Origin of the sequence: Vibrio wakamikoensis, from assembly GCF_050337275.1 — a bacterium.
GTDB classification, from domain to species: domain Bacteria; phylum Pseudomonadota; class Gammaproteobacteria; order Enterobacterales; family Vibrionaceae; genus Vibrio; species Vibrio chaetopteri.
Map to the genome: position 1 here is coordinate 33,935 of NZ_JAKJST010000001.1, position 18,458 is coordinate 52,392.

Annotated in this window: 15 protein-coding genes; 9 read left to right on the top strand and 6 right to left on the bottom strand. The window is 47.6% G+C overall.

Annotated features, from left to right (window positions below; all coding sequences use genetic code 11):
- Positions 1-3 precede the first annotated feature (3 nt).
- On the top strand, positions 4-2,439 hold the full coding sequence (locus L4C42_RS00130; protein WP_353497701.1) for a bifunctional aspartate kinase/homoserine dehydrogenase II: 2,436 nt from the start codon (positions 4-6) through the stop codon (positions 2,437-2,439).
- A gap of 460 nt (positions 2,440-2,899) precedes the next feature.
- The gene (gene metF, locus L4C42_RS00135) at positions 2,900-3,790 is read left to right on the top strand and encodes a methylenetetrahydrofolate reductase (protein ID WP_042477154.1); all 891 of its coding nucleotides are present in this window, start codon (positions 2,900-2,902) and stop codon (positions 3,788-3,790) included.
- A gap of 76 nt (positions 3,791-3,866) precedes the next feature.
- Here metF and L4C42_RS00140 read toward each other — a convergent pair whose 3' ends face one another.
- The 3 genes from L4C42_RS00140 to argE all read right to left on the bottom strand — a co-directional run bounded on the left by L4C42_RS00140 (position 3,867) and on the right by argE (position 8,761).
- The gene (locus L4C42_RS00140) at positions 3,867-4,406 is read right to left on the bottom strand and encodes a PadR family transcriptional regulator (protein ID WP_353497702.1); all 540 of its coding nucleotides are present in this window, start codon (positions 4,404-4,406) and stop codon (positions 3,867-3,869) included.
- A gap of 399 nt (positions 4,407-4,805) precedes the next feature.
- Positions 4,806-7,439, bottom strand: a complete 2,634-nt coding sequence (gene ppc, locus L4C42_RS00145) for a phosphoenolpyruvate carboxylase (RefSeq protein ID WP_353497703.1) — start codon at positions 7,437-7,439, stop codon at positions 4,806-4,808.
- Positions 7,440-7,621: 182 nt separating this feature from the next.
- Positions 7,622-8,761 (bottom strand): acetylornithine deacetylase, encoded by a 1,140-nt coding sequence (gene argE, locus L4C42_RS00150; protein WP_353497704.1) that lies wholly within the window; start codon positions 8,759-8,761, stop codon positions 7,622-7,624.
- Between the two features lie 168 nt (positions 8,762-8,929).
- Between argE and argC the strand changes: the two genes are divergently transcribed.
- The 5 genes from argC to L4C42_RS00175 all read left to right on the top strand — a co-directional run bounded on the left by argC (position 8,930) and on the right by L4C42_RS00175 (position 14,939).
- Positions 8,930-9,934 (top strand): N-acetyl-gamma-glutamyl-phosphate reductase, encoded by a 1,005-nt coding sequence (gene argC / locus L4C42_RS00155; RefSeq protein ID WP_353497705.1) that lies wholly within the window; start codon positions 8,930-8,932, stop codon positions 9,932-9,934.
- Between the two features lie 14 nt (positions 9,935-9,948).
- Positions 9,949-10,737 carry an acetylglutamate kinase gene (argB, locus tag L4C42_RS00160; protein WP_353497706.1) on the top strand — a complete coding sequence of 263 codons (789 nt, stop codon included), beginning with the start codon at positions 9,949-9,951 and terminating at the stop codon, positions 10,735-10,737.
- Between the two features lie 98 nt (positions 10,738-10,835).
- Positions 10,836-12,053: an argininosuccinate synthase gene (locus tag L4C42_RS00165; RefSeq protein ID WP_252012680.1), complete on the top strand. Its 1,218-nt coding sequence runs from the start codon at positions 10,836-10,838 to the stop codon at positions 12,051-12,053.
- Between the two features lie 291 nt (positions 12,054-12,344).
- Positions 12,345-14,219, top strand: a complete 1,875-nt coding sequence (gene argH / locus L4C42_RS00170; protein ID WP_353497707.1) for an argininosuccinate lyase — start codon at positions 12,345-12,347, stop codon at positions 14,217-14,219.
- A gap of 372 nt (positions 14,220-14,591) precedes the next feature.
- Positions 14,592-14,939, top strand: coding sequence for a RidA family protein (locus L4C42_RS00175; RefSeq protein WP_353497708.1), 348 nt, complete (start codon positions 14,592-14,594; stop codon positions 14,937-14,939).
- Between the two features lie 66 nt (positions 14,940-15,005).
- Here the strand turns inward: L4C42_RS00175 and L4C42_RS00180 are convergent, their stop codons facing one another.
- The 3 genes from L4C42_RS00180 to L4C42_RS00190 all read right to left on the bottom strand — a co-directional run bounded on the left by L4C42_RS00180 (position 15,006) and on the right by L4C42_RS00190 (position 16,873).
- On the bottom strand, positions 15,006-15,494 hold the full coding sequence (locus tag L4C42_RS00180; RefSeq protein ID WP_353497709.1) for an ankyrin repeat domain-containing protein: 489 nt from the start codon (positions 15,492-15,494) through the stop codon (positions 15,006-15,008).
- Positions 15,491-15,952 carry a hypothetical protein gene (locus L4C42_RS00185; RefSeq protein ID WP_429758840.1) on the bottom strand — a complete coding sequence of 154 codons (462 nt, stop codon included), beginning with the start codon at positions 15,950-15,952 and terminating at the stop codon, positions 15,491-15,493. The genes L4C42_RS00180 and L4C42_RS00185 overlap by 4 nt, the downstream gene beginning before the upstream one ends.
- A gap of 192 nt (positions 15,953-16,144) precedes the next feature.
- The gene (locus tag L4C42_RS00190) at positions 16,145-16,873 is read right to left on the bottom strand and encodes a redoxin family protein (RefSeq protein ID WP_429758842.1); all 729 of its coding nucleotides are present in this window, start codon (positions 16,871-16,873) and stop codon (positions 16,145-16,147) included.
- A 163-nt stretch (positions 16,874-17,036) separates the two neighbouring features.
- On the opposite strand from L4C42_RS00190, the gene oxyR reads away from it, so the two are divergent.
- Both oxyR and L4C42_RS00200 read left to right on the top strand, forming a co-directional pair.
- Positions 17,037-17,921, top strand: a complete 885-nt coding sequence (oxyR, locus tag L4C42_RS00195) for a DNA-binding transcriptional regulator OxyR (RefSeq protein ID WP_429758844.1) — start codon at positions 17,037-17,039, stop codon at positions 17,919-17,921.
- 388 nt (positions 17,922-18,309) lie between these two features.
- Positions 18,310-18,458: helix-turn-helix domain-containing protein (locus L4C42_RS00200; RefSeq protein WP_429758846.1), on the top strand; the 149-nt coding region annotated here is incomplete at its 3' end.

An 18,458-nucleotide genomic window follows, 5' to 3' on the forward strand; every position in this document is an offset into this window, starting at 1 on the left:
GGCATGAGTCAAAGCAGTACCCAAAGCGGAAAGAGTAACAAGCAGCTGCACAAATTTGGCGGCAGCAGCTTAGCCGATCCTGAGTGTTATCGCCGCGTCGTTTCTATTTTAAAAGACTACTCTAACGAGGAAGACCTCATTGTGGTCTCGGCGGCAGGTAAAACCACCAATCGCCTTATCGAATTTCTTGATGCACTGAACAAAGATGGGCGCATTGCTCATGAACACCTTCAAGCACTGCGTCAGTTTCAGATTGAGCTGGTGGAATCGTTGTTGACTGGCGAAGAAGCAGAAAGCCTTGTCTCTCAGTTGAAAGATGAGTTCAGTACACTGGGTGAGCTTAGCTACCCACTGACCGATGCCGAGCGTGCTGCTGTGCTAGGTCACGGTGAAGTTTGGTCTTCACGCCTTTTATCGGCGTTGCTTAGACAAAGTGATCTCCCAGCAGTGTCGCAAGATGCAAGAGCGTTTCTGCGCGCTGAGTTTGGTACTCAGCCAGAGGTAGATCGCGCTAAATCGTATCCGCTGATTAAAGAAGTACTGGCTCAGCATGCACATCATCGTGTGGTGATTACCGGTTTTATGGCGCAAAGTGAATGCGGTGAAACCGTACTGCTCGGTCGTAATGGCTCCGACTACTCCGCAACTGTGATTGGTGCATTGGCTGAAGTTTCTTGCGTGACTATTTGGAGCGATGTAGCAGGCGTATACAGCGCTGACCCTCGTGTGGTTAATGACGCCTGCTTATTACCATTACTGCGATTGGATGAAGCCAGTGAATTGGCGCGTTTAGCTGCCCCTGTGCTTCACAGTCGTACTCTCCAGCCTGTCGCGCAAAGTGCCATGGATTTGAGTCTTCGCTGCAGTTATCAGCCGGAGTCGGGCTCAACGCGTATTGAACGTGTGCTGGCTTCTGGACGCGGCGCAAAGATTATCACTTCACTTGATGAAGTACTGCTAATTGAGCTTGCATTCGCAGCTGGTCACGACTTTGAGCGTGCTCAAACCGAAGTACTTAACGGTCTTAAGCGTGCGCAATTAGCGCCGTTGGCGTTTGAAGCGCAAGCTGACCAATATCGTCTCCGTCTTGCCTACACCGCAGAGATTGCCTCTGGTGCTCTCACTGAGCTGCAAGATCTGGCGATCGAAGCCGAGATTAAGCTTAAAGAAGGTTACTCTATGCTTGCCGCTGTAGGCGCTGGCGTGACTAAAAACGCCAATCATTGCTTTGGTTTTTATCAGCAGCTAAAACATGCACCAGTGGAGTTTTTCTCAGAAGCTGAGTCTCAATTGAGTCTAGCCGCTGTACTGCGCAAATCAGACATTCAGCCGCTTGTGAAATCGGTACACACTCAGCTGTTCCAAGCGCAAAAGCGCGTTGCGGTGGCGCTGTGTGGTAAAGGTAACATTGGTTCAAGTTGGTTAGAGCTGTTCAAAGAGCAGAAAAGCGAGCTTGAAAAACGTCGCGGCATGAGTTTCAACCTAGTCGCAGTTATCGACAGTCAGACTTATTGGTTTGATGAAGAGGGTATCGATGAGCAACAGGTACTTGCACGCTACGAAGATGAGGCCACTGAATACCAAGGTGACATCTGGCTGCAACGTTTAGCTGGACTTCAAGGCTATGACGAAGGTGTGGTTTTAGACGTCACTGCGAGTGCGGCATTAGCAGAAAGATACGTTAGCATTGCTGAGCATGGTCTGCACCTTATCTCAGCAAACAAAGTTGCAGGTTCAGCGCCAAGCAATGATTACCATGCGGTGCAAGATGCGTTTTCGAAAACCGGACGTCACTGGCTTTATAACGCCACGGTGGGGGCAGGGTTACCGATAAACCATACCGTTCGTGACCTGCGTGAAAGTGGTGATGATATCGTCGCGCTATCGGGCATTTTCTCTGGCACCTTGTCTTGGTTGTTCCAGCAATTTGATGGTTTAGTCCCTTTTGCGGAGCTCGTTGACCTCGCGTGGCAACAGGGTCTAACAGAGCCGGATCCCCGCTCTGACCTTGATGGCTCAGATGTGATGCGTAAGTTGGTTATCTTAGCGCGCGAATCGGGCTTGGATATCGAACCTGATGCCGTTGAAGTAGAGTCTTTGGTTCCTGAAGAGCTTGCTGAGTTATCACTCGAAGACTTCTTTGAGAAAGCCTCACTGCTGAGCGAAATCTTGCAAGAGCGCCTAGAAAAAGCTCAGCGCGAAGAGAAAGTGCTGCGTTACGTTGCTCGTCTGGATAGACAAGGTAAAGCGCGCGTAGGGATTGAAGCACTATCGAAAGAGCATGCGCTGGCGAACCTTTTACCTTGTGACAATATCTTCGCGATTGAGAGTAAGTGGTATAAGGATAATCCGTTGGTGATTCGTGGCCCTGGTGCGGGCCGTGAAGTGACGGCTGGGGCGATTCAGTCGGATTTGAATTTGATGTCTAGCTTTTTTTGATTGGGCAGGATAGTAAAGCAAGGTCAAGAGCTTGACCCCTCCTAGCCTCCCCTTATAAAGGGGAGGAACTACTGGCTCGCTGCGCATCGCCTGACTTTATTCGAGTACTAAAGTAGGCATTGCGATGCGACGATAGGAGCTAGCAGTGGTTCTCCCCCTTAATAACGGGGCGCGTAGCCGGGGGAGTTAGAGGGGGTAAGCGCCAGCGCTGCGAAACCTCTATCGCCCACCTACCTCAACCATTCTCCCATAAACCACACCCACCCCACCATCTTCAATTTCCCTAACTCACCACATGAAAAAAATTCATAATCCCTCTATTGACTTTAAAACCTATTCATTTCATTCTGTAGACATATAGACGTCTAAACGTCAAAAATTAAAAATCATCATTTAAAGACAGACAGGTTTTATCTGAGATTGGATGGGATAACCAATCTTGGTGATTAGGGAGAGGACCATGGGATACACACACGCAGGCCACATTGATGCTTTGAACCAGAATATTGCTGAGCTTTCGGACAATATTAATGTTTCATTCGAGTTCTTTCCGCCGAGCACGCCGACAATGGAAGAGACGCTGTGGAAATCGGTTCACCGCCTAAAGACGCTTAAGCCTAAGTTTGTTTCGGTGACTTACGGTGCTAATTCTGGTGAGCGTGATCGTACTCACTCTATCATCAAAGAAATCAAATCAGAGACTGGTCTTGTGGCAGCGCCGCACCTAACTTGTATTGATGCATCACGTGATGAGCTTATCGATATCGCAGAAGATTACTGGGCGAACGGCATCAAGAACATCGTAGCGCTGCGTGGTGATATTCCAGAAGGCGGCGGTCAGCCAGACATGTACGCGTCTGATTTGGTGGAGCTGCTAAAGTCTCGCCATGATTTTGATATCTCAGTGGCAGCCTTCCCAGAAGTTCACCCAGAAGCGAAAAGTGCTCAGGCGGATCTTCTTAACCTAAAACGCAAAGTCGATGCCGGTGCTAACCGTGCGATTACTCAGTTCTTCTTTGATGTTGAAAGCTACCTGCGTTTTCGTGACCGTTGTGTGGCAGCGGGTATTGATGTAGAGATTGTTCCGGGTATTCTGCCAGTGACTAACTTTAAGCAAGCGTCACGTTTTGCAGCAATGAATAAGGTGAAAGTACCTGGTTGGATGCAAAAGCAGTTTGAAGGCCTAGATGATGATTTAATGACTCGTCAGTTGGTAGGCGCTAGCCAAGCCATCGACATGGTTCGTGTTCTTAGCCGTGAAGGTGTGAAGGATTTCCACTTCTACACCCTAAACCGTGCAGAGATGACTTACGCACTGTGCCACACTCTCGGTGTTCGTCCAGAAGCATAAATGCTTATTCAATGACAAATAAAAAACGCCAATCTAAAAAGGTTGGCGTTTTTTTATGCGTTAACTCAGAACTGGATTACGCCAGCGCTTCTAGCTCCGCTAGTGCCTCTTCTGCCCAGTCTAACCATGCTTGACGTGCAAGTAGGTTACGGCGAAGAGTTAGGCGCTCAAGGCGAGCGTGCTTCTCTAGAGTACTTGGTGTTGCGTAGTAAGCCGCTTCAATCTCGCGGTAGTGTGCAACCAGCTTCTTCGACTCTTCAATAAGCTCTTCAAGTTGGATGCGGAAAGCAGCAGAAGGCTGAACGGCACAGGCAGCCAGTTTTGCTGAGAACTCATCACGAACGGTTGGGTGTACGGTTGGTTGCTCAAACCACTCGCCAAGCGTGCTGCGACCGGCATCTGTGATTGAGTAAACTTTACGATCCGGTTTGCCTTCTTGAGGTTCAAGCTTGCAAGTAACTAGGGCTTTGTCCGCCATCTTATTCAGTTCGCGGTAGACCTGTTGGTGGCTTGCTTTCCAGAAGTAACCGATGCTAGCAGAAAATTCCTTAGTAATGTCGTAGCCCGTTGCGTCACGAGTGCTTAGGACAGTAAGGATAACGTGTGGTAGTGACATGTCTTAAATCCAAATGGTCAAAATCTTAGTAATAGTTATGTTGTTCTTTTAAGTGCGTTTGTGGTTGAACGATTACACCATGCAAGCGCCTTGGAATCTTGGTTGATTCCAGGAAACTCGCGCAAAGAACATCGCACCTCGCCAAAGCGGGTACCAATAACCGTGTTTAAAGCCTTTGTCACCTAGACAGCCACATGAACATGTGACCTGCGCCGTCGACGTCGTATTTTTATTTTTATCGAACAGCGGAGTGTAATTATATCTGATTTATATAAGCAAAAAGTGGAATAGAATGCGATACCACTTCAAAAAACTAACAAAACTCTCAGTAAGTATGCCAGCAAAAATAAAAGGCCGCAATGTGCGACCTTTTGTCTCTTTTGTAAGATAATATATCGTTTAGCCAGTATTTCGCATACCAGCAGCGATGCCTGCGATGGTCACCATGAGTGCTTCTTCTAGCTCAGACTCGGTTTCTTCACTCTGACGAGTACGGTACAGAAGCTCAGCTTGCAGCATGTTGAGTGGCTCAACATAGATGTTGCGCAGGCGAATGGACTCTTGTCCCCAAGGGTCGCTTTGCATTAGGTGGTTGTGGTTTTCTACGTTCAGTACCGCAACGATATCTTTTTGTAATTGACCACGAAGCTTATCGCCGAGAGGCAACAATTCAGGATCCGCAAGACGCTTATCGTAATAGCGAGAGATTTCCATATTACACTTGGTGTAAACCATCTCTAGCATACCTAGGCGTGTTGAGAAGAATGGCCATTCGCGACACATCTCTTCTAGCAGCGCTTGGTGACCTTTGTCGATAGAGTATTGAATCGCTTCACCCGCCCCAAGCCATGCTGGCAGTACTAGACGGTTTTGGCTCCATGAGAAGATCCATGGAATCGCACGTAAGCTTTCTACGCCGCCATTCGGGTTACGTTTCGCAGGGCGAGAACCAAGTGGTAGTTTGCCCAGTTCTAGCTCAGGCGTTGCTTGGCGGAAGTAAGGGACAAAATCCGGCTCGCCGCGAACTACTTTACGGTACGCATCGCAAGAGACTTCAGAAAGTACTTCCATTAGGTCGCGCCAATCTTGTTTCGGCTCAGGCGGCGGCATTAGGTTCGCCTCCAGAATGGCACTTGCGTACAGATTGAAACTGTTAACCGCAATTTCAGGTAGACCGAGCTTAAAGCGGATCATCTCGCCTTGCTCAGTCACACGCAGGCCGCCTTTAAGGCTCTTAGGTGGCTGAGACAGCAGGGCAGCGTGCGCTGGCGCACCACCACGACCAATCGTACCGCCACGGCCGTGGAACAGAGTAATATCAATACTTGCTTCTTCACCTACCGCTACCAGTTTTTCCATCGCGCTGTACTGAGCCCAGCCTGCCGCCATTACGCCTGCGTCTTTCGCTGAGTCAGAGTAGCCAATCATCACCATCTGATGGTTTTGGATATAACCACGGTACCAGTCGATCTCGAACAACTGCTTCATTACCGCTTCTGAGTTGTTCAAATCATCGAGTGTTTCGAACAGTGGGCAGACGTCCATACGGAACTTACAGCCACACTCTTGAAGGATAAGGTGAACGGCTAGAACGTCAGAAGCCGTGCGTGCCATAGAGATAACATAAGCACCAAACGCTTCACGCGATTGTGATGCGATCACACGGCAAGTATCGAGAACTTCTTGTACTGGCTCTGAAGGTTCCCAGTCGCGTGGTAGCAGTGGGCGCTTCGAGCTTAGCTCGTTAATTAGGAATGAAACCTTGTCTTGCTCGCTCCACTGATCGTAGTCGCCTAGACCTAAGTGGCGCGTTAGCTCAGAGATGGCATCTGAGTGACGTGTGCTTTCTTGGCGAATATCGAGGCGTACTAGGTGAACACCGAATGCCTTCACGCGGCGAAGTGTGTCGAGTAGAGAGCCATCGGCGATGATTGCCATACCACTTTCGCGAAGTGACTTGTAACAAGCCATGAGCGGCTCCCAAAGCTGGGAGATGTCTTCAAGGATTGGCTTGTTTGGCACATCTTGATGGTTAATTTGCGCTTCGAGCACTTCCATGGTGTTCACGAGAAGCTTGCGAACCGGTTTTAGGATAGCGCGGTACGGTTCGTGTGCATCGCCCGCAAGATCGCGAACTTGGTCACTACACTTAACCATGGAAAGCTCAGTGATAAGCTCTTGGAAGTCTTTTAGGTAAAGCTCAGCCGCTTTCCAGCGTGACAGTAGCATCACTTCGCGAGTGATTTTGTGCGTAACAAATGGGTTGCCGTCGCGGTCACCGCCCATCCAAGATGAGAAGTGTACTGGGCACGCATCAATAGGTAACCCTTCGCCCAGATAGCCTTTCAAGCGATCATCAAACTCACGTAAGAACTCAGGAACCGCATCCCATAGTGAGTTCTCAACTACGGCAAAGCCCCATTTCGCTTCATCGAGAGGCGTTGGACGTTGTTGGCGAATCACATCTGAGTGCCAGCTTTGTGAGATAAGCTGCTCTAAACGACGCTCGGTTTTCTTGCGCTCTTTATCTGACAGCTCGTTAAGTTCTAGCTTAGAGAGACACTCGTTGATTTTGACCAGTTTGTTGATCATGGTGCGGCGAGTGATTTCTGTCGGGTGAGCAGTCAGTACGAGCTCAATGTTGAGGTCACGAACGGCTTGAATGGTGTCAAACTTGCTGACATCTTGCTGGCTAAGTTTAGAAAATAGCGAGTAGATTGGATCTGGTTCACAGACATCGGCTTCGCAGCTGCGCGAGATCGTGTGGTATTGATCGGCGATGTTGGTGAGGTTTAGGAACTGGTTAAATGCGCGAGCGACAGGGGTCAGTTGCTCATTTGGCAGGCTCTTAATCTCTTCAATGAGAATGTCACGATCGGCTTCATTGCCTGCGCGTACTACGGATTTAGAAAGTTTACGAATCTTCTCCACTTTCTCTAAGATCTCGTCTCCATGCGCTTCCTTGATGGTGTTACCCAACAGGTGCCCTAGCATCCTAACATTGCTCTTCAATGGGGCATATTTTTCGTTCATAGTCGTCCTGCCTTGTAATTTAACTACATCCGTTATTCCTTATCAGCCTCACAATCTAGCGAAAAATGTTAGTGCGAGTCAAATAAAGTAAACCAAGTTTGCATTTATCGTGCTGGCACGAAAAACGCACACTTGGGCGAGTTAAAAGGTTGAATTGTTGAAAATTTATTACAGAATATGGTTTATTCGAAGCAATACTGCCTCATTGCTTTGGCTAAGATATCGATGGTCGGGTCAATAAAATCAAAGCTTAAAAACTCATCAGGCTGGTGGGCTTGGTCTATTGAGCCAGGGCCCAGCACCAAGGTAGGGCACAACTGCTGCAAAAATGGTGCTTCGGTACAATAGTTGACCGTTTCTGATGGGGTTTCACACAATGTTTCCATTCCACCAACAAACGGGTGTTTATGGTCGCACTCATACCCAGGGATTGGTTCGTGCAGAGCGGTAATGGTTAATCGCCCTGGCCATTTTGCTTCCACTTCTTTGAGTGCATTACGCAGTAGGTTATCCAAACCATCTAAACTTATGCCGGGCAGCGGTCTAACATCGTAATGCAGCTCACAGCAGCCACAAATTCGGTTGGCGCTGTCGCCACCATGAATATGACCAAGGTTAAGGGTAGGGCTAGGGATAGCGAAACCAGGGTGGTGATACTCTTTCACTAGCTTGTCACGCAGTTTCATCATCGCGTACATGACTTCATGCATGATTTCGATGGCATTAACGCCTAAAGCAGGATCGGAAGAGTGTCCAGACTTGCCGGTCACTCGAATCGCATTGGCTACATGACCTTTATGGCCACGAATAGGCACTAGGCTGGTAGGTTCGCCGATAATGCAGTAATCCGGCTTGAACGGCGCGTTGTCGGTAAAATGCCTTGCGCCCAGCATAGTGGTTTCTTCATCACAGGTCGCCAAAACATAAAGTGGTTTGGTTTGCTTGCTCCAGTCGATTTTCTTGACGGCTTCGTAGATAAACGCGAAGAAGCCTTTCATATCCGCGGTGCCCAAGCCGTAGAAGCGATTGTTGGCTTCGGTCAGGTCATGCGGGTTGAAACTCCAGCGACCTTCATCAAATGGCACGGTATCACTGTGACCAGCCAACAGTAGACCGCCTTCGCCTTGTCCCTTCTTGGCAATCATATTGAACTTGTTCGGTTCAACCTCGATGACCTCAACCTCAAAACCTAGGTCTTTCATCCATGTCGCCAGCTTTTCGATCACTTTCTCGTTGCCTTGATCCCAGCTTGGGTCAGTGGAGCTAATCGAAGGTGTGCTGATCAGGCCTTTGTAGACCTCTAAAAAACTAGGTAATTGCATATTATCTTCGCTTCTACTGTTGACAGATTAATCTTAAGACTGTAAAACACATATTAAATCATAATTAATGAATAAAAAATCAATTAATGGCATTTTTACTATATTTATAATCATTAATTGCAGTTTTTACTAACAACGTTAAATCGACTTACTTACGGAATCATAGTCATGCTAAAAACTACCATTATTGGCGCAACAGGTTACACAGGAGCGGAACTGGCTCTGATGGTGACCAAACACCCAGAGCTCACGCTATCAGGTTTGTACGTGTCCGCCAATAGTGTCGATGCAGGCAAACCGATTTCGCAATTGCATGGTAAGTTGGCTGGCTTAGTTGAAATGCCAGTGCAGCCGCTGGTCGATGTGCAAAAAGCGGCAAGCGAGTGTGACATTGTATTTTTGGCAACAGCTCACGAAGTGAGCCACGATTTGGCGCCGGTGTTTTTGGCACAAGGTTGCCAAGTGTTTGACCTATCAGGCGCTTATCGTGTGAAAGCCGATGACTTTTATACCACCTTCTATGGCTTTGAGCATCAGCACGAAAACTGGTTGGATAAGGCGGTGTATGGCCTTGCAGAGTGGAACGCAAAACAGATTGAAAGCGCGCAGCTCGTGGCAGTACCGGGTTGCTACCCAACGGCTTCACAACTGGCGATTAAACCACTACTGGAAGCTGGCCTTGTGGATAGCACTATGTGGCCAGTTATCAACGCAACCAGTGGTGTTACTGGTGCTGGTCGTAAAGCGTCGATGACCAACAGCTTTTGCGAAGTCAGCCTTCAGCCTTATGGCATTTTTAATCACAGGCACCAACCAGAGATTGCAACGCATTTGGGTTGTGATGTGATTTTTACTCCACATCTAGGCAACTTTAAGCGTGGCATCTTGGCGACTATCACCATGAAGCTCAATGAAGGCGTGACTGAGGAGCAGGTTGCCACAGCATTTGCGACAGCCTATGAAGGCAAACCAGGCGTGCGCGTCAAAGGGGAAACTATCCCAAGAATTCAAGATGTTGAGAACACGCCATTCTGCGATATCGGTTATAAGGTTCAAGGCCAACACATCATCGTAGTGTCGGCGATTGATAACTTGCTAAAAGGTGCATCGAGTCAAGCGATGCAGTGTTTGAATATCAAAAATCAGTTTGCACAGCTAACCGCGTTGGTTTAGTCGAGGAGAGCAGCATGAGTCAGCAAAATACACCATTAGTGATCAAGTTAGGCGGCGCGGCACTGTCGTGCTCAGATACGCTTGGACAACTATTTAAGGCTATCTCTGATTACAGCCAGCAAGCGCAGCGAAGTATCGTCATTGTTCACGGTGGCGGTTATCTCGTCGATGACCTAATGAAGAAGCTCGACCTGCCAACCGTTAAGAAGCAAGGTTTGCGCGTGACCCCTTATGATCAGATCCCTTTGATTGCGGGCGCGCTTGCGGGGACTGCAAATAAGCTACTACAAGGCGATGCGATTAAAGCGGGCCTTAATGCGGTAGGTTTGAGCCTTGCTGACGGCGGTCTTTGTGACGTGACTGAGCTAGACCCTGAGCTTGGCGCGGTAGGCAATGCCAAACCGGGTAACCCAGCGGTTCTTCAAGCGGTTCTAGCTGCTGGTGCGCTGCCAATCATTAGCTCAATCGGTCTAGATAGCCAAGGTCAGCTGATGAACGTTAATGCCGACCAAGCGGCAGTGGCAGTGGCTGGCGCATTGGATGCAGAATTAGTGCTGTTGTCTGATGTGAGCGGCGTGCTGGATGGCAAAGGTCATCTGCTACCAAGTCTGACTAAGCAAGAAGCGGATGCGCTGATTGAAGGCAAAGTCATTACCGATGGCATGATTGTTAAGGTGCAAGCCGCACTGGAAGCGGCCAACGACCTAGGTCGCCCTATTGAAGTGGCGACATGGCGATACCCTGAAAAATTAGTCGAATTGTTTGCGGGTAAGAGTATCGGCACACAGTTCGTCCCAAACTAAATTATTAGCAAGTAAATCAAATTTACGATTAACGAATTTAAAGTGAAGTAACCCCGAGAAGCTGACCGCCAAAATCAGGCTCGGACAAGGAGAGAGACATGAGTAAACCATCTGTAAAAAAAGTTGTTGTTGCCTACTCTGGCGGTCTAGATACGTCAGTGATCATCCCATGGCTAAAAGAGAACTACGACTGTGAAGTTGTCGCATTTGTTGCTGATGTAGGTCAAGGCGAAGAAGAGCTTGTAGGCATCGAAGAAAAAGCGAAAGCGTCAGGCGCTTCTGAGTGTTACATCGCTGACCTAAAAGAAGAAATGGTCGCTGACTACATCTTCCCAACGCTAAAAACGGGCGCGTACTACGAAGGTAAATACCTGCTAGGTACATCAATGGCGCGTCCGATCATTGCTAAAGCTCAGGTTGAAGTAGCGCGTAAAGTCGGTGCTGATGCACTGTGCCACGGTTGTACCGGTAAAGGTAATGACCAAGTGCGTTTTGAGGGTGCATTTGCAGCTCTAGCCCCAGACCTAACTGTGATTGCGCCTTGGCGTGAGTGGGATCTCGTCAGCCGTGAAGAGTGTCTAGATTACCTAGCGGAGCGCAACATCCCTTGCAGCGCATCACTGACTAAGATCTATTCACGTGATGCAAACGCATGGCACATCTCAACAGAAGGCGGTGTTCTAGAGGATACATGGAATGCGCCAAACGATGATTGCTGGGCATGGACAGTGGATCCTGAGCAAGCGCCTGATCAAGCAGAATACGTGACGCTAGAAGTAGCAAAAGGCGAAGTGGTTGCCGTTGACGGTGAGAAGATGACGCCATACAACGCTCTGGTTTACCTAAACGAGAAAGGCGTGAAGCACGGCGTTGGTCGTATCGACATCGTTGAAAACCGTCTTGTCGGTATGAAGTCTCGTGGCTGCTACGAAACTCCAGGGGGCACCATCATGATGGAAGCACTGCGTGCGGTTGAGCAGCTAGTGCTAGACAAAACATCGTTTGAGTTCCGTGAAGAGCTAGGCGTGAAAGCCTCACACCTTGTTTATGACGGTCGTTGGTTCACACCACTTTGTAAGTCTATCTTGGCAGCCTCGGAAGAGCTGGCACAAGACGTGAACGGCGAAGTTGTGGTTAAGCTATACAAAGGTCAGGCAATTGTAACTCAGAAACGCAGCGTAAACAGCCTGTACTCTGAAGAGTTTGCAACGTTCGGTGAAGATGAAGTGTACGACCAAAGCCACGCTGAAGGCTTCATCCGCCTTTACTCGCTATCAAGCCGCATCAGAGCATTGAATGAAGCAAAGAAAAAATAGTGTCGCTCCATCATACTGATTGAAATCTAGAAACCCATTTGTTATCAAATGGGTTTCTTTTTTTATCTGGACGATAAAAATGGGCGACTAAAACCTGAAATCGCATTGTTTTGAATATTTATGTGAAATAAGTGAATTTTTACTTTATTTTTAATTCGGTTTGTCGTACCTTGAACCCTATCAACAAAGACACTGAGTTGCATTTAATTCACTCAGCGAGAATAGCGGTTTATTCTTACAATAAGTAACCATAGAAGCAGCGACGCAGACTGAGCAGTTAGGAGAGACACGATGGCATTATGGGGCGGAAGATTTACCCAAGCAGCAGATACGAGATTCAAAGACTTTAATGATTCATTGCGCTTTGATTACCGACTTGCTGAGCAAGACATTGTTGGCTCAATTGCTTGGTCAAAGGCGTTGGTTTCGGTCGGCGTTCTGACTGAAGATGAACAGCAGAAGCTTGAGTTAGCGCTGAACGAGCTTAAACTCGAAGTGATGGAGAATCCAAAACAGATCCTAAGATCGGATGCGGAAGATATCCATAGCTGGGTTGAGCAACAGCTGATTGGCAAAGTGGGCGACTTAGGTAAGAAGCTACACACCGGCCGTTCTCGTAACGACCAAGTGGCGACCGACCTGAAGCTTTGGTGTCGTCAACAAGGTCAGCAACTTCTTCTTGGCCTTGACAGACTGCAATCGCAAATGGTTGAGGTAGCAAGAGCTCACCAAGATACCGTTCTGCCTGGTTATACCCACCTTCAACGTGCTCAGCCTGTGACGTTTGCTCACTGGTGCTTAGCTTACGTTGAGATGTTTGAGCGTGATTACTCTCGTTTAGACGATGCTATTAAGCGTTTAGATACCTGCCCGCTGGGTTCAGGTGCGCTAGCAGGTACGGCTTACCCAATGGATCGTGAGCAGCTTGCTCATAACCTAGGTTTCAGAAGAGCAACCCGTAACAGCTTGGACTCGGTATCCGACCGCGACCATGTGATGGAGCTAATGTCTATCGCCTCTATCTCTATGCTGCACCTATCGCGTCTGGCTGAAGATATGATCTTCTACAACTCAGGTGAGTCGAACTTTATTGAACTTGCGGATACCGTGACGTCTGGCTCTTCTCTGATGCCTCAGAAAAAGAACCCAGATGCTCTAGAGCTTATCCGTGGTAAAACCGGTCGTGTTTATGGCTCGCTAGCTAGCATGATGATGACAGTGAAAGCCCTGCCACTTGCGTACAACAAAGATATGCAAGAAGACAAAGAAGGTCTATTTGATGCACTCGACACTTGGAGTGACTGCATGGAAATGGCCGCGCTGTGTTTCGATGGTATCAAGGTAAACGGCGAGCGTACGCTAGAAGCGGCGAAGCAAGGTTATGCAAATTCCACCGAGCTTGCGGATTACCTAGTTGCTAAAGGTATTCCATTCCGTGAAGCGCACCATATTGTAGGTGTGGCGGTCGTCAGTGCGATTGCCAAAGGCTGCGCACTAGAAGAGCTTTCTATTGAAGAGCTGAAAGAGTTCTCGCCAGTGATTGAGAACGATGTTTATGACATCCTAACGATTGAGAGCTGCCTAGAGAAACGTAATGCCCTGGGTGGTGTCGCGCCGCAGCAAGTCGCTTACGCGGTAGATCAAGCTGAGAAACGTCTAACAGCGCGTGATAACTCGGCAGTGAAAGTACGTTCTGCTCGTCTGACGGACATCGATGCACTAGAGAGCATGGTGGCTTACTGGGCGAACCTTGGCGAAAACCTACCTCGCAGTCGTAACGAACTGGTACGTGACATTGGCTCATTCGCCGTCGCAGAACATCATGGTGAAGTCACCGGTTGTGCATCGCTCTACGTGTATGACTCAGGACTTGCAGAGATCCGCTCTCTAGGTGTTGAAGCAGGCTGGCAAGGTCAAGGGCAGGGCACGGCGATTGTTCAGCACTTGGTAGAGAAAGCACGTAAGATGGCGATTAAGAAAGTGTTCGTTCTGACTCGTACGCCAGAGTTCTTTATGAAGCACGACTTCATCCCAACATCGAAGACGCTGCTGCCTGAGAAAGTTCTGAAAGACTGTGACCAATGTCCGAGACAGCATGCTTGTGATGAGGTAGCGTTGGAAGTGAACTTGGTAGAGCAAATTATTGCCAAGATGAACGTTGCTTAAGTTATTGAAAAGTAGGCGAGTAACGAAAAGATCGGAAAAATTTTAAAAAAAGATCATTTTTCTGGGAACAAACAAGAAAAGGCGCGGTCTATTAAAGTACCACTGCTTTTTCTTAGAAGAATCTAAGAAGGCCCCGAACCAAGGTTGGTTACGGGGCTTTTTTCTTTTTTGTGCTTTTCAAATTTCTTTCCCCAGTCTCAACCTTTCACTTTCGATTAATCTAATCATTTGATTTTTCCTGCAGCGGAGAAAAACTTCGGTTCGCCAAGCATGTCACAATGTTGGCGTGTTGCTTGCGCTTGGTATCCGATAGAATATGCCTTTCTGTTTCAGCCCTATCGTTCGGATAGCCCAAAAAAGAGCAATAACATTATGATTGAACGCCTTCATACTAAAGAGCGCATGAGCCGTATCGTTAAACACAATGGCACCATTTACCTTTGTGGTCAGGTGTGTGCAGACGCGACTAAAGACATTACTGAACAGACGCAAACCATGCTCGATAAGGTCGAGGCTCTGCTACTTGAAGCGGGCAGCGACAAACAGCATATGCTGTCTGCGACCATCTACCTTAAAGACATGCAAGATTTCCAAGCAATGAACGCGGTATGGGACGCATGGGTACCAGCAGGCCATGCGCCAGCACGTGCTTGTGTCACCGGCGATATGGCTCGTGAAGCCTTGCTGGTAGAGATCTCTGTGATTGCTGCTGAAAAATAATTGACATGATGTGCCCGAGTACAAGGTGTATTCGGGCATGATTTTTTGATTAGTTAGCTAGACTCATTACGACCGATTGAGTAATTCAAGCATTTTATGTCGATTAGCCGTCGGCTTTTCATCTAGATAAACGTAGAGTAATTGCCTCACATCTTTCTCAGTCAGAGGGTCACTTAAGCTAGGGTCAGCACCGCGAGAAAGTAACCATTCAAACATGGTGAAGTTATCTTGTATTACCGCACTAACTAGGGGTAACGCTTGGTTGCTAGTGACAACATTGATGTCATAGTTGCTGTCTAGCAGAGATTGAATCAATACATATTTATGGAAAGTGCCCTCGGCATTTAAAAGAGCAGTCAATCCAAAGTCCCTTGCTACGATTTCGGTAAGTTTATGCGATGGTCCCATGTACTCGAAGTATGCCAAGCATTGGTCCCGATTGAATACCTTCATTTCAACCCCAGAAGCGCACCACATTACACGCTCTTCTGAAGGCAGAATTACAATCGTTACCGTCACTACAACAAAAAAAAAGAGAAACAACTTTTTTTTCATACGTTTCTCCAAAGTCTTTCTATAGGTTTAGTATTTGCGTAGTGAGGAATAATGAGAGGTTTGTTTTTTACAATGCCGTCCAGACACATAGAAAAGTAGGACTTGAAGCGCGACTCTAGCGTTCTAATAACAAACTCATATATCTTAACTTTACGTAAATCTTTTTGAGTAGCATATCGATAAAAGTGGGGAGCGAGATTTGTTATGAGTTTTTCTATAATTTTACGAAGAGGCAATGTAGGGTTGATTGTTGACTCATAAATGGCAAGCAAAAATCCAATGTTATAAGTCGCATCAATGGCTTCAAGCAATAGGCTTTGAGCAAACCCCCGATAAAAATCGGTTACTACCAGCTCGTTAATGTCATTCTTAAGTGAAGGGAAGAACAGGGCAAGAATTTCTTTAGTTTCTTGTTCTGTGAAAAGTAGTTCGTGCTCCTTGAACGTTTTCAGCCTCATTATTTTCCTCTCAAGATTGCCTTAGTTTGTCGACTGCACGCTACCTAAAGTCAAATAAATTGTCGATTCGCTGAGGGGGTATTGTGAGGGGATGCTGTTAAGAATGTAATTGATAAAGAGAATAGGTTGGTTTGTTGTGAGCGCCATAGGATTGGAAATAGAGCTAGGGTATTACTACCCTAGCTCTATTTATTATGCTAAGTAAGCTTCTAGCTCTTCACTGCCACCAATGTGCTTACCACCGATAAACACCTGCGGTACGGTCGTGCGGCCGCTGATTGCACGTAGAGTCACTGTGGTTGCATCTTTGCCCAACACAATTTCTTCATACTGAAGGTTGTGGTCAATCAGGTTTTGCTTCGCTTTCATGCAGAATGGGCAACCTGGCTTAGAGAATACCGTGATGGATTCTTGAGTTTTGTAGCTTGGCGCGATGCAGTTCAGCATGGTGTCTGCATCAGATACCTTGAACGGGTCGCCTGGCTCGTTTGGCTCGATAAACATCTTCTCTACTACGCCGTTTTTCACCAACATGCTGTAGCGCCATGAACGCTTGCCAAAACCAAGGTCGTTTTTCTCAACCAGCATACCCATGCCATCGGTGAAGTCGCCGTTACCATCAGGTATGAAGGTAATGTTTTCTGCTTCTTGATCTGATTTCCACGCGTTCATAACGAAGGTGTCGTTTACTGATACACATAGGATCTCATCCACGCCGTGATCTTTGAACACAGGGAACAGCTCGTTGTAGCGCGGTAAGTGGCTTGATGAACATGTTGGTGTGAAAGCACCTGGTAGGCTGAACACAATCACGGTCTTGTCTTTAAAAATCTCATCTGTTGTTACGTTGACCCACGCATCACCCTGACGAGTTGGAAATGTCACTTGCGGTACTGCTTGGCCTTCTTTAGATGCAAACATACTTATGTCCTTCTGGATAATTAAATTATTGTGAGTCTAGCGTTGCTAACAGAGAGTAGCGTTTATTGCTTTGCTTCGTTGGGACTATTATCAAAAAAATGGTTTGATAGTTCTAATCGTTTATTGTTATGGTATCGATAGTCAAATTCTATCGGAGCAAGCGATGAACATTCGTGATTTTGAATACCTAGTGGCCCTGGCTGAGCACAAGCACTTCCGCAAAGCTGCAGAAGCCTGTTTTGTTAGTCAGCCGACACTAAGTGGTCAGATCCGCAAATTGGAAGATGAGATTGGTACCTCATTGTTAGAGCGCAGTAGTCGCCGAGTGTTATTTACGGATGCCGGTTTGCAGTTGGTTGAGCAAGCAAAGCGTATCCTTAAGGAAGTAAAGACGTTTCGTGAGATGGCTGCGGGGCAAAGTGGTGAGATGATGGGGCCGATGCATATTGGCTTTATTCCCACGGTGGGTCCATATCTACTCCCTCGCATAGTACCAAAGCTGAAAGAGTCATTTCCCGACCTTGAACTTTTCTTGCATGAGGCTCAAACACATCAATTGGTTAGACAGTTGGAAGAAGGTAAGCTCGATTGTTTAGTGCTGGCGTCAGTCCCAGAAACTGCACCATTTAAAGAGATTGAAGTCTTTAATGAGCCAATGAGTATTGCTGTGCCATGCGATCACGCTTGGGCAAACCGCGATGAGATAGAGATGGATGAGCTGAAAGGGCAAACGGTGCTGTCACTCGGTGACGGGCACTGCCTGCGAGACCAAGCTCTTGGTTTCTGTTTTGCAGCTGGCGCAACTGATGATGAACGATTCAAGGCAACCAGCTTAGAAACGTTGCGTAACATGGTCGCGGCGGGGGCAGGCATTACTTTGCTGCCTGAATTGTCTCTGCCTAAAGAGAAGGAAAAGGATGGCGTGTGTTACGTGACTGCTGTTAATCCGACGCCTTCTCGCAGTATTGTGCTGGCCTATCGACCTGGCTCGCCGCTGCGCGCGCGTTTTGAGAAGTTGGCGGAATCGATTAGTAGTTATCTTGGTTGATAGTTATTTTGAGTACTTCTTTGTGCGTTGTGACGCCAAAGCGCCGTCACTCCTGCGCAGGGGTGACGGCTGTTTTAGTGGTGAAGATAGTTTTGAGTATGCGCTCTCACAACTCACGTCATTCCTGCGCATGCAGGAATCTACTTAAAGCTTGGTGCGCGCTTTGAGAAGACCCCTGCCTGCGCAGGGGTGACGGCTGTTTTAGTGGTGAAGATAGCTTTGAGTATGCGCTCTCACAACTCACGTCATTCCTGCGTAGGCAGGAATCTACTTAAGGCGGTATTGACCGGGCTCATAGGTAACAGTTCTAACCAGGCACATGGGTAACAAGTGCTAATGTGTAAGCTTCGAAGAGGAGAAGCTTATGCCATGGGAAGAGACTTGCATCATGAGCCAAAGAGAACTTTTCATTGAAGATTGGCTTAGCCATCGATTTTCTATTAGCGAGCTGTGCCAGCGTTATGGCATAGCTCGTAAAACAGGCTACAAATGGATCAACCGTTTCCGCGAGCAAGGAATGACTGGTTTGACTGGTTT